This is a genomic window from Geojedonia litorea (genome assembly GCF_042654525.1).
Classification (GTDB): Bacteria; Bacteroidota; Bacteroidia; order Flavobacteriales; family Flavobacteriaceae; genus Geojedonia; species Geojedonia litorea.
In genome coordinates this window covers 18,039-30,338 of sequence record NZ_JBHSGP010000014.1, presented here as the reverse complement: position 1 = coordinate 30,338, position 12,300 = coordinate 18,039, and the positions used below count along the sequence as shown (strand labels likewise).

The window sequence follows — 12,300 nt, the reverse complement described above, 5'->3', positions numbered from 1 at the left end:
ATTTTTGATGTCAATGCTTTTCAAACTAACTAAACTAACTAACCAATCAAATTATTGTTTGTTTTTTTCTATTGCCATTTTTTTTCTAGCCATTTTCATTTTGCCTTGACGCCTTTGTTGCATTTTAGCTTGATTTGCGTCCCATTTTTCAAATTGCTCTTTATTTAAAATAGATTTCATTTTGGCTTTTAATGCAATTTGGTGATCCAATCTTTCATTCGCCATCTTTAATTTGTCCTCCTTGGTAGGAGCTGTTTTTTCAGCTTTGTCTTTCATGGCTTTTCGCTCTTCCATCTTAATTTTTCTCAATTTGGCTTCCTCTAAATTTAGGGCCATAAGTTGCTTTTGTTGACTTTCGTTGAGGTCATAATGTAGTGTCATTTTTTTCGTCTGCAAGGTAGCAACCTCTTCTGGGCTCAAGTCTTGCATGGCTTCCATGCGTTCTTTTTGCACTTCTTTACGCAGCTCTTTCTTTTTCTCTTGTGCTGATATTTGAAAGGATACCAGTGCTAACACAATAATTAGGATATTTTTCATGTCTTTTTTTTTAATTGTTTCTAGATGTAAGACTGGGAGTAACTTAAATAGTTTAATGCATTAAAAGTTTTAAGGACTTTTTAACGTTTTAGTCGAGATTAAAATATTGTATCTTTGAGAAAATCAAAAACAACTAGTATTAATGAAAAACATAGTCATTTTAACAATAGCATTTTTTACAGTTTTATCGTGTAAACAGGACAAAGATAAAACTGCAGTAATTGAGCAATCCACTCCAACAGAAATGGAACAAAACTTAAGTAAATATGTGAGTTTTACTCTGACAGCAGATGTGAGTAAACTTACCGAAAAGGAACGTCAAATGTTGCCTTTACTCATTAAAGCAGCCAATAAAATGAATGACTTGTTTTGGTATGAAGCCTATGGTGATAAAACAGAATTGCTTAATTCTATTTCTGATGAAAACACAAAGAAGTTTGTGAAGATAAATTACGGGCCTTGGGATCGATTGGATGGTAACAAACCTTTTGTTGAGGGCGTTGGAAAAAAGCCAAAAGGAGCAAATTTTTATCCGGTTGATATGACTAAAGACGAGTTTGAGTCTGCAGATATTGTAGATAAAACCAGTATCTACAATTTTGTTCGTCGTGATGAAAATGGGCAATTATATTCAATTCCTTATCACAAACAATTTGAAAAAGAAGTAAAAGAAGTATCCTTATTATTGCTCGAAGCCGCTAAATTGGCTGAAGATGAAGGTCTTCAGAAGTATTTAGAATTGAGGGCTTTGGCTTTATTAGATGATAATTATCAACCAAGTGATCTTGCTTGGATGGATATGAAAACCAATACGCTCGATATTGTTATTGGTCCAATTGAAACTTACGAAGATGCATTATTTGGAAACAAAGCGGCACATGAAGGTTATGTATTAATTAAAGATCAGGAATGGAGTGCACGTTTGGCCAGATTCAGTGCGTATTTACCTGAATTACAAAAAGGATTACCAGTTGATGAAGCCTACAAAAAGGAAACTCCTGGAACAGATAGTGACCTAAACGCATATGATGTTGTGTTTTATGCTGGAGATTGTAATGCTGGAAGCAAAACTATTGCAATCAATTTACCAAATGATGAAGAAGTTCAATTAGAAAAAGGAACGCGACGTCTTCAACTTAAAAATGCTATGAGAGCTAAATTTGATAAGATTATGCTGCCTATTTCTGAAGCTTTAATCGATGAATCGCAACGTCAACATATAACGTTTGATGCTTTTTTTGCCAATACCATGTTTCATGAAGTGGCGCACGGTTTAGGGATAAAGAACACCATAAATAACAAAGGAATGGTTAGAACGGCACTAAAGGAACATTCAAGCGCGTTGGAAGAAGGCAAAGCTGATATTTTGGGACTTTATATGATTCAACAGTTAAATGCTAAAGGTGAATTGACCGATGATATTAAGGACAATATGGTCACGTTTATGGCTGGTATTTTTCGTTCGGTGAGGTTTGGAGCTTCTTCAGCACATGGCAAGGCAAATATGATTCGATTTAATTTCTTCAAGGAAAAAGGTGCGTTTGCAAGAAGTGAGGATGGTACTTATAAAGTGAATTTTGATAAAATGGAATCTGCCATGAAAGATTTATCAAACTTAATTTTAACGCTTCAAGGTAATGGTGATTATGATGGCGTCGCAAAACTAGTCGCTGAAAAAGGAATTATATCTTCAGAATTACAGGCTGATCTAGATCGCTTGAGTGCCGCTAATATCCCAGTTGATGTTATTTTTGAACAAGGTATAGAGGTTTTAGGATTATAGAGATCCTCTAAACTATAAATGAAGGGCTTTAGTTGATTACTAGGGCCTTTTTTTATATATTGTAAGAAGCAATAATGTATTATGGCATACTGGGTATCAACGATTTTAACTGTAATTCTTATTTACGTTGCTATAAGTATTGCATTATACTACCTGCAGGACTATATGCTTTTTAAACCCGAAAAACTTCCTAAAGATTTTGAGTTTTTTTACGAGAATCAAGATACTGAAGAGTACTATATGGAAACCCGTGATGGGGCTACACTTAATGGAGTCCTTTTTAAGTGTAAAGGCAATGCACGTGGAGTAGTGTTATATCTCAAAGGAAATTCAAAAAGCATTAAGGGCTGGGGTAAGTTTGCGGTAGATTTTACTAGGCATAACTACAATGTGTTTATGGTTGATTATCGAGGCTTTGGTAAAAGTACTGGGAGACGATCGCAAAAAGCCATTAAGCGAGACTTGCAACAGGTCTATAATAAACTAAAAGAATTGGTTGACGAAAAATACATTATACTTTATGGTCGTTCACTGGGTTCTGGATTCGCGGCTAAATTAGCCTCGATGAATAATCCTAGGATGCTAATATTAGATGCTCCGTATTATAGTCTTACTAAAGTTACTGCGCGTTATATGCCTTTTATGCCCTTGTCTATTTTATTGAAATATCCTTTGCCAACTTATAAATGGTTAAAATATGTGCAGTGTCCTATTCATATTATACATGGCACACATGATAAATTAATTCCGTATAAAACTGGGGTAAGACTGTCTCAAGTGAATCCAAAACTCACCAAATTACACACGGTTATTGGTGGCGGACATAAGAATTTAAATAATTTTGAATCGTATCATGCTATGCTAGACGATATTCTTAATAGCAAACCCAAATCTATTGATTTGAAAACCACGAGTATAAATGTCATTCATTCATCAAAAAAAGCTAAAACGCAACATTAAAAGGGCGTTAGTTCTTTTTATTACAGTATATATTATGATTGCTGCCTCACTCTATTTTCTTCAAGAAAAGTTAATGCTCTTCCCTACGGTATTAGAACAAGATTATAAGTATCAGTTTTCTTATTCATATGAAGAATTGTTTTTTAAAACAGAAGATAACGCAGTTATAAACGCTAACCACTTTAAAGCTGAACAAACAAAAGGTGTAATTTTATATTTTCATGGAAATGCAGGCGATTTGAGTCGTTGGGGAATTATTGCAGAATATTTTGTGGAGAAAAACTACGACGTTTTAGTGATTGACTATAGAACCTATGGTAAAAGTACAGGGCCTTTAAGTGAGGCTGCGTTTTATAATGATGCCGATTTGAGCTATAACTACTTAAAAGAACGCTATGCTGAATCTGAAATTACTGTTTATGGCCGTTCTCTAGGTACAGGAATAGCAACATTTATAACCTCAAAACATCAACCTAAACAACTTATTTTGGAAACGCCGTATTACAATATTGCCGATGTGGCTAAACAGCGATTTTCCATGTTTCCTGTTGAGTCTTTGTTAAAGTATCGATTTCCAACTAATGAATTCATTCAATCTGTTGAATGTCCAATTTTGATTGTTCATGGCACTGATGATGATGTTGTGCCTTTGTCTTCAGGAGAAAAATTACTGAAAGAAGCGTCCAAACAGAAAATAAAGTTTGTTAAAATAGAAGGAGGAAGGCATAATAATCTAAACGAATTTGATGCGTATCACCAAGCCATAGATGAGGTGCTAAACTAAAAAAGCTCCAGTTTTTCTGGAGCTTTTTTAGTTATTATTATATAGAATAAAAATTATCCGTTTGGATTTAATATTGCATCGATACGCTCTAAAACATCTTGCAGGTGTATTCTGCTTATTTGATTGGAAGTTCTACCCAATCCAGTTCTTACAGCGCTTTGCAAAGATTTTAATTCTGCTCGAGTAATTGCTCTAATATCTGACTGGTTCACTTCCACTTCGGTGGTGCCAGCGAATCGCCTAAAACGTGCAGGTACTTCAGGTTGATCTTTAGTCAACAAGTATTCCATTCTATCAATATAGGCACGTTGTAAATTTCTTCTATAAATATCAATAGATTTACCAGAGCGCAGTTCACTCCATAAACCGTTTCTCAAATCCTTCATCATGTCATAAAGCGCATAGGCATTATTTCCGTTTATAGTTTCGTTTTCAAGCATACGTTGCATTCTGCCAAAATCTAAAATGGCATTAAGCGTTCTGGTTTGCGTACTTCTGATTCGCTCAATACTACCCGCATTTTCAATTTTGTTGAAAATATTAGAGTCTATCATCCATTCTGGAGTTTCAAACAATTGTTTGTGTAAAAAAGCAAGTGCTTTTTTCTGATGGTCTTTAGGTACATGTGTATAAACAGCACCTTCTTGATCAGCAGTTTTATAGTGCTCATATACACCTCCAATATTGCTTGAAACATGACCCATGTAGCGGTTAAATTGTGAGATAACATGACCGTACATTTCGTCTAAATCGTCATAGTCTTCTCCTGCTTTTGTAGTCCAATCGATTAATTTAGGTACAATGCGTTTAAGGTTTTTAATACCATAGTCACTAGCTAACATGGCATCGTCACCTAGGTCTTCAGTTTGTGAACTAGGGTCAATTACACCAAATTGTTGACGACCAAAACGATACATAGGATCACCCGCATGCTCTAAAATCCATTCATTTAAAATAGGTTTTTCTTCTTCGGCACTTTTATCTAAAATAGGTCTGTAGCCCCATGCAATAGCATATTTGTCATATACACCAATATTTGGCATTAGAGCAACACCTTCGTCGCCTGGTTGTGCTACATAGTTAAATCTAGCATAATCCATTATAGAAGGCGCAGTGCCATACTGTTTTGTGAAAGCGGCATCACGTAGTTTTTCAACCGGGTAAGCTACACTACTTCCCATATTATGAGGTAGACCAAGGGTATGTCCAACTTCATGAGCAGACACAAAACGAATTAATCGCCCCATAACTTCATCTTTAAATTGTGGGCTTTGAGCTTCAGGATTAATAGCTGCAGTTTGTACAAAGAACCAGCCACGTAAAAGGGACATCACATTGTGATACCAGTTAATGTCGCTTTCCAAAATTTCACCTGTTCGTGGATCACTAACATGTGGCCCATTGGCATTAGGTATTGGAGAGGCTAGATATCGTACTACAGAGTAACGCACGTCTTCAGGGCTCCACTCTGGGTCTTCTTCAGGTGTAGGAGGGTCTTTAGCAATAATTGCATTTTTAAATCCTGCGGCTTCAAAGGCTACTTGCCAATCTTCAATACCTTGTTTAATATAAGGTCTCCATTTCACAGGAGTCGCTCTGTCTATGTAATAAACAATTTGTTTTTTGGGTTCAACAAGTTCACCTCTTTTAAATTTTTCAATGTCTTCATCTTTAACTTCTAATCGCCAACGATCTAAAAAGGTCACAGTTTTACTTTTTTGATCTTCAAGACCATAATCTGTTTGGCCACTTGTAAACCAACCCACACGTTGATCAAAATAACGGCGTTTCATAGGGTTGGCGGGTAGTAATACCATTGAATTATTGATTTCGATTGATATAGTACCCGTGTTTGAGTTTGAAGGTGGATCACCAGCAGCATAGGTTTTAACATGCCTTGCTTCAATGTTTAGGGGATAACTTTTAATACTTTCTATATAAGATTTGTCGCCTTCAACACGCGTAATTTTATATTGTTTACGTGCATTTTCTGATAGGCCTAAAGCTTTAACATCATTATCATATAGATCTGTGGCATCAATTACGGTACTAGTAGAGTCTTTTCCAAATGCTTTAATAGGAAAAGTAAAAAGTACAGGCTCAAAGTTTGAATTCACAACAGCCTCATGTACCGGCAATGAATCATTAGCCACAACGTTATAAGACACCATTCTAAGTATTACTTTTTTGTCTTTCTTTTGCCAACGTAATACTTGTTCACTTTGCTTTCCGCCGCCAAATCCAAGTCCACTGGCTGTTTTGGCAATACGTGTTACCATTAACATTTCACGTTCAAAAAGAGAATCTGGAATTTCATAAAAATACTTGTCATCTATTTTGTGAACGGTAAATAGACCTTGGTCACTTTTTGCTTCTTTGGTAATTACTTTACTGTACGGTTGAATGTCATCTTTACCTGGTTTTTTTTCAGGCGTTTTGGCTTCGGTGGTAGCAGGTGTTTTGGATTTAGATGCTTTTTTTGCAGTTGAACATGAGGCAATCATGAACATAGAAGCTACAAAAAGTATCTTAATGTGATGTTGTTTCAAAATATATCAGATTTAAAATTAAGTTTGTGAAAATAAGCATTACTGCTATGAGTTGAAACAGGCCTATTTTTTTTGATGGTTTTTTAACTAAATTTTAACAAAGAATCTGGCTTTACACTAGGCAAGTTAAACGAAATAGAACTTGATTAAAAATATCGGGGATTAACTAAAATAGGTTAATAGTAGTTTGTAGAGGCGTTCTTTGGTAAAGGGCTTGGTTAAATAATTGTTCATACCACAATCAAGAGCTTTACTAATAGCTTGTGTAGTTACATTGGCAGATAATCCAAAAATAATGAGATCAGTATTTAGTTTTCTGATAATAGTTGTGGCTTCAAAGCCATCCATTTCAGGCATATGAATATCCATAAGCACTAGTTGATAGTTATTACTTTCAACTTTTTCTACCGCTATTTTACCATTATAAGCAATGTCAACTTTTATGCTTAAATCTTCTAAAAGTTTTTTAAGGACTATGACATTTATTTTATTGTCATCTACTATTAATACGTGTAAATGGGAAAGGTTAATATTATTAAAGGTTTCACTGATATTAAATTTGTTTTGATTTTCGGTAATTTTTAGTAACACTGAAATCTCAAATATTGAACCTTGATTAAGTATACTTTTTGCTGAAATTGTGCCACCTAATAAAGCCGCTAAATCTTTGCTAATGGCGAGTCCTAATCCGCTACCTTCATGTTGTTTTTTAAGGCTTCCATCTATTTGAGTAAATCTGTTGAAAATGGTATTTAATTTGTTTTTAGGAATTCCAATACCAGTATCTTCAATGGATACATTTACTTTCAGATGATTTTTGATTTTTACTTCAGAGTATTCAACTTTTATTCCACCTTCGGTCGTAAATTTAAGAGCATTTTTTAAGATGTTAATCACTATTTGTGAGAACTTGTTTTGATCTCCCATGACATTAATGCCATAGGGCTCTTGAAAGTTAGTATGGATGTAAAGATTTTTTTCTGAAAAATGAAACTTATAAATTTCAAGTAAGTCCTTAATTTTTTGAGCTGGATTAAAGTATGTGTCTTCTAAAATGACGTTTCCAGACTCAATTTTGTCAATTTCTAAAATATCATTAACAATAGACAATAGATTGTTAGATGATTTATCCATAAGATCGATATAGGATTGATCTGTTGCGTTAAGATCTCCTTGCTTTAACACCTGAATAAAACCCAAAATTGCATGAAGCGGTGTTCTAATTTCATGACTCATATTAGACAAAAACTCTGTTTTAGCTTTAGAAGCTTTTTCAGCTTTTTTTCGCTCTTTTTCGAGCTTTTCGTTGGCTTTTGATAACTTTATGTTAGAGTCGAGGGCGCGTTTTGTTTCTTTTTTTGCCCTTAAATAAAAATAGATGAGTAAGCTTATTAATAAAGATAGAAGTATACCTATCCCCAAAGCGAAATTTATAAAGGAAAGCCGTTCAGCTAAAAGTAGTTTGTCGGTGGGATATAGTTTGAAACTCCAACCTTGCCTATCTGATATGTCAGTAAAAAAGGAAGTTTCATATATAAGGTTTTTGTTACTTGTGTTTTTGTTTAATGGGTTGAATTCATAAAAAAGAGTGCCTTCATTATCTCTTAATTCTATACTATAATCTTTTAATGGCGTTGCAAATTTGTTAAAGTGCTCCGTGAAATCCATCCCTGCGGTGATTGTTCCTTGAAATCGATCTTTAAAGTAAACAGGGACATCCACTAAAAAGGCATATCCGCCTTGAGTTAATTTGGCCCATTGTGTAATATTTGTTGTGCTATCTAAACTATGTTTTATCCACTCATCTTTTCGATACGCCACTTTTGAAACATCTAAATTTAAAGCAGCTTCATTTCCTTTTAATGGGTTAATTTTTCGAATGATCATTGAACTGTCAATCCATTCTAGAAATTTAAATGAAGCGTTTTGCTCAATAAGCATAGTAGCATCCTGCTCCCAGTTCAGGTAATACTCACCATCGGTGAACTCTAGCCTTTTTTTTAGATTTTCGAGCCGCGCGATATCACTTCTAACAATAGATTGAAATTCTTGGGTTGCTAAATTGCCAGTTTGAGTGATTTGCTCTTTTACCCAAACCATATGGTTTTTTTTGGACTGACCCCAAATGGCAAAGACGAGACTTATTAAAATAATGAATGCGATAACAGGCAAGATAAACTTGCGATTGAAATAAAGGGGCATTAAACGGTGCTATTAATTAAAGGGGCAAAATTTTTGGTAATATACTTCTTTTTTTGAATTGGTATTTTTCTTACAAAACTGCTTCAACAATTAGGTCATCATTTGTTTTGTTTACTTTAGCCAATTTTTGACCTGTAAGAAATTTTATCGTTTTATCCCATTTTTTATTGCTTAAACCAGAGCGTTCTTTTAATTCGCCTAAAGCAATAGGTGAACTTGATTTTAATAAAGCAAAAACGGCTTTTTCATCTTCGTTCATCTCAACCTGCTTCTTTTCTGGTTTCATTTGTGGGAAAAAGAGAACTTCTTGTATTGATTGGTTATTGGTTAAAAACATGATCAATCGATCCATCCCAATTCCCATGCCTGAAGTTGGTGGCATTCCATATTCCAAAGCACGTAAAAAATCGTAATCTATGGTGCCAGTGGCTTCTTCGTCACCTTTTTTTGCTAATTCTAACTGGTGCTCAAAACGCTCGCGCTGGTCTATTGGGTCGTTCAATTCAGAATAGGCATTCGCGATTTCTTTTCCACATACCATTAATTCGAATCGCTCTGTGAGTTCTGGATTTTCGCGATGCTCTTTGCACAACGGACTCATTTCCTTTGGATAGTCAGTAATAAACGTTGGTTGAATATAATTGCCTTCACATTTTTCGCCAAAAATCTCATCGATAAGTTTGCCTTTGCCCATGGTATCATCAACGGCTATGCCCATTTCATTTGCTGCTTTTCGAATTTCTTCTTCGGTTTTTCCATTGATGTCAAATCCAGTGAAATGTTTTATCGAATCGGCCATAGTCACACGAGCATAGGGTGCTTTAAAATCGATTTCATGCTTACCAAAAGTTGCTTTTGTGGTGCCATTTACTGCAATTGCACAATGTTCAAGTAATTGCTCACAAAATTCCATCATCCAATTATAATCCTTATAGGCCACGTAGATTTCCATGGCTGTGAATTCAGGATTGTGTGTACGATCCATGCCTTCATTTCTGAAATTTTTTGAGAACTCATAAACGCCATCAAAGCCACCAACAATTAATCGTTTTAAATATAATTCATTAGCAATTCGCATGTAAAGTGGGATATCTAAACTATTGTGATGCGTAACGAACGGGCGAGCAGCCGCACCTCCAGGGATTGGTTGTAACACAGGAGTTTCTACCTCAAAATACCCAGCGTCGTTGAAAAATTGGCGCATTGCATTAAAAAGTTTGGTGCGTTTTATAAATACATTTTTTACATGTGGATTTACAACTAAATCAGCATAACGCTGTCTATAACGTTGCTCTGGATCTGTAAAAGCATCATAGGTAACCCCATCTTTCTCTTTAGGTAATGGAAGCGGTTTTAAAGTCTTGCTTAAAAGCGTGAAATCTTTAGCTTTAATAGTTTTTTCACCTACTTGGGTTGTGAATAATTCCCCTTCAACCCCAACAAAATCACCAAAGTCAATTAGTTTTTTGAACAGGTCATTGTACTTAGTTTTATCTTCACCTGGACAAATTTCATCTCTATTAAAGTAAACTTGAATTTTTCCGTCTGCATCTTGAAGTTGTGCAAAGCTGGCTTTCCCTTGAACTCTAATAGCCATTAATCGCCCTGCAACATTAACGGTTTTGCCTTCTTCAAAAGTGGCTTTAACCTGTTTAGAAGTGTGAGTTACAGGATATAAATTGGCAGGATATGGGTTGATTCCCATTTCCCTTAATTTGTTTAATTTTTCGCGTCGTACAAGTTCTTGTTCTGAAAGCTGCATGCTAATTAATTTTGAAATGCAAAATTACATTATTTAAAAAAATTAGCACACAACTTTTAGAATTGATTTTTTACCTACTACAATTAGAAGTCAAAAATCAGGAATTACATATCCTTTTTGAGGATATTCCCTTTAATTTTAATGATTTTAGAAGGTTCACTTGCGTTAGAAACTATGGTAATAGTTTTTGTAAATGCTCCAATTCTATTGGTATCATACTTAACCTCAATTTCTCCCGCTTCACCAGCAAGAATAGGTGTTTTAGAATAAGTAGGAACTGTACACCCACAAGAAGTCTTTACTTGCGTTATAACGATTGGGGCGTTACCAGTATTGGTAAATTTGAATGTTTTCACACCATTGTCGTTTTGATTGATTGTGCCATAATCTATTTCTTCTGATTCAAAAGAAAATACACCGGCTTTTTCAGCAGCTTTTGCGTTTTGCGCAAAACTTATGCTGCTAACAAATAAACAAATAACAAACAAAGTTTGATAAATTGAAGTGTTCGATTTTGTTCTGAATAGGTTAATTGTAAAATTCATAAAATGTTGTTTTAAGATTAATAGGAAACAAACATCATGAAATTTAACCAAAATGCATAAAAAAAGAGGTTTGATTTAGGTACTAGTACCCAGGTTGAAATTTGTAACTATCTGTTAAATAATTCTTTGGTTTCGGTCCTGGATTGAACATTCAGCTTTTTATAGATATTGTTTACGTGAGTTTTAACGGTACTTAAACTCACAAAAAGCGCTTCAGCGATATCCTTATTACTCTTATCTTGTAACAATAAATCCAGAATGTTTTGTTCTTGTTTAGTGAGCAACGAAGTTAATTCAAGTTGCGAATTTTGTTTTTTCTTTAATAGTTTAAAAAGCAAGATGATGTTTAATAGAATTGAAATTGTACAAATAAGCCAAACAATAGACCACGAACGATTTGTGAATGACGAATTAGATTGGATGCTATATTGATCGGCCTTAAGTTCATTTGCGTATTGTTGGGTATAAGCTGAATTCGGATAGGCATCTTTTAAACGCTTTAAAAGGTTGGAGTAATAGGGGTTTGTTTTAAGATCCTCTAAATAGTATTGATGAAAATTATTGCCGCGTTCAGACAGAAACGCGTAAATGTAGAGTTCTGCTAAAGGCTCATTAAGTGACTTGCCAAAATCCTGTAGTGTTTTAAACCACTTTCGGTTGTTGAGTTTTCGATTGGCTTCACTTCTAAATTCACCATAATCATATTTCATGATTTCTTTTAATGAATCTATTTGAACGAAGGCATCGGCTTTTGGATTTCCTGAAGATACAGTGCAAAACATTTGATTATCAAACGAAAACGGAAAATTTATAGTATCATTACCTTTTGCAATAAACAAAATTTCCTTACTATCGTTGCAATGGCCATCATAGTGGTTTTGACCTTGTTCCGCATCATTACAATTATCTACATGAATTCGATAAATTCTATTTTCGGTATCCAATTGGTTCCCAGTGAAAAGAAAATTTCCCAATGAATCTGGGCGTTGCCTAGAAATAATCTGTTCTGAAAACACACCAGAAAGTTTGCGATAATCTTCAATGACCGAGAGATACACATTGTTTTGCCATCGATCTTTATCTACAATTCCACGAAAGGCATGTTGTGCATGTGCCCAAGTGATTGAGCAGAATATAAAAACAACTAAACCATAGGTTCTCATATCACGAATCTACTA

General features: G+C 34.7%; 9 protein-coding genes. 3 read left to right on the top strand and 6 right to left on the bottom strand.

Annotation, left to right across the window (positions count from 1 at the left end; translation table 11 throughout):
• Positions 1-51: 51 nt before the first annotated feature.
• Entirely contained in the window at positions 52-537 is a 486-nt protein-coding gene (locus ACFO5O_RS08215; protein ID WP_387962699.1) for a DUF4890 domain-containing protein, read from the bottom strand.
• 142 nt (positions 538-679) lie between these two features.
• On the opposite strand from ACFO5O_RS08215, the gene ACFO5O_RS08210 reads away from it, so the two are divergent.
• The 3 genes from ACFO5O_RS08210 (at position 680) to ACFO5O_RS08200 (ending at position 4,064) form a co-directional block, all read left to right on the top strand.
• Positions 680-2,320: a dipeptidyl-peptidase 3 family protein gene (locus ACFO5O_RS08210; protein WP_387962697.1), complete on the top strand. Its 1,641-nt coding sequence runs from the start codon at positions 680-682 to the stop codon at positions 2,318-2,320.
• An 81-nt stretch (positions 2,321-2,401) separates the two neighbouring features.
• Entirely contained in the window at positions 2,402-3,280 is an 879-nt protein-coding gene (locus ACFO5O_RS08205; protein ID WP_387962695.1) for an alpha/beta hydrolase, read from the top strand.
• Positions 3,240-4,064, top strand: coding sequence for an alpha/beta hydrolase (locus ACFO5O_RS08200; RefSeq protein ID WP_387962693.1), 825 nt, complete (start codon positions 3,240-3,242; stop codon positions 4,062-4,064). The genes ACFO5O_RS08205 and ACFO5O_RS08200 overlap by 41 nt, the downstream gene beginning before the upstream one ends.
• Positions 4,065-4,117: 53 nt before the next feature.
• Here ACFO5O_RS08200 and ACFO5O_RS08195 read toward each other — a convergent pair whose 3' ends face one another.
• The 5 genes from ACFO5O_RS08195 to ACFO5O_RS08175 all read right to left on the bottom strand — a co-directional run bounded on the left by ACFO5O_RS08195 (position 4,118) and on the right by ACFO5O_RS08175 (position 12,285).
• Positions 4,118-6,574 carry a zinc-dependent metalloprotease gene (locus ACFO5O_RS08195; protein WP_387965095.1) on the bottom strand — a complete coding sequence of 819 codons (2,457 nt, stop codon included), beginning with the start codon at positions 6,572-6,574 and terminating at the stop codon, positions 4,118-4,120.
• A gap of 201 nt (positions 6,575-6,775) precedes the next feature.
• Positions 6,776-8,713: a response regulator gene (locus ACFO5O_RS08190; RefSeq protein WP_387962691.1), complete on the bottom strand. Its 1,938-nt coding sequence runs from the start codon at positions 8,711-8,713 to the stop codon at positions 6,776-6,778.
• A 172-nt stretch (positions 8,714-8,885) separates the two neighbouring features.
• A complete protein-coding gene (gene lysS, locus ACFO5O_RS08185; RefSeq protein ID WP_387962689.1) occupies positions 8,886-10,577 on the bottom strand; it encodes a lysine--tRNA ligase in 1,692 nt (563 codons plus the stop codon).
• 104 nt (positions 10,578-10,681) lie between these two features.
• Entirely contained in the window at positions 10,682-11,122 is a 441-nt protein-coding gene (locus ACFO5O_RS08180) for a DUF1573 domain-containing protein (RefSeq protein ID WP_387962687.1), read from the bottom strand.
• Positions 11,123-11,229: 107 nt separating this feature from the next.
• Positions 11,230-12,285, bottom strand: a complete 1,056-nt coding sequence (locus ACFO5O_RS08175; RefSeq protein ID WP_387962685.1) for a helix-turn-helix domain-containing protein — start codon at positions 12,283-12,285, stop codon at positions 11,230-11,232.
• Positions 12,286-12,300: the final 15 nt, after the last annotated feature.

Coding starts and splice junctions, on each gene's coding strand:
- ACFO5O_RS08180 (WP_387962687.1), bottom strand. CDS start 11,122: ATGAATTTTACAATTAACCTATTCAGAACAAAATCGAACACTTCAATT.
- ACFO5O_RS08190 (WP_387962691.1), bottom strand. CDS start 8,713: ATGGTTTGGGTAAAAGAGCAAATCACTCAAACTGGCAATTTAGCAACC.
- ACFO5O_RS08215 (WP_387962699.1), bottom strand. CDS start 537: ATGAAAAATATCCTAATTATTGTGTTAGCACTGGTATCCTTTCAAATA.
- ACFO5O_RS08210 (WP_387962697.1), top strand. CDS start 680: ATGAAAAACATAGTCATTTTAACAATAGCATTTTTTACAGTTTTATCG.
- ACFO5O_RS08195 (WP_387965095.1), bottom strand. CDS start 6,574: ATGTTCATGATTGCCTCATGTTCAACTGCAAAAAAAGCATCTAAATCC.
- ACFO5O_RS08175 (WP_387962685.1), bottom strand. CDS start 12,285: ATGAGAACCTATGGTTTAGTTGTTTTTATATTCTGCTCAATCACTTGG.
- lysS (WP_387962689.1), bottom strand. CDS start 10,577: ATGCAGCTTTCAGAACAAGAACTTGTACGACGCGAAAAATTAAACAAA.
- ACFO5O_RS08205 (WP_387962695.1), top strand. CDS start 2,402: ATGGCATACTGGGTATCAACGATTTTAACTGTAATTCTTATTTACGTT.
- ACFO5O_RS08200 (WP_387962693.1), top strand. CDS start 3,240: ATGTCATTCATTCATCAAAAAAAGCTAAAACGCAACATTAAAAGGGCG.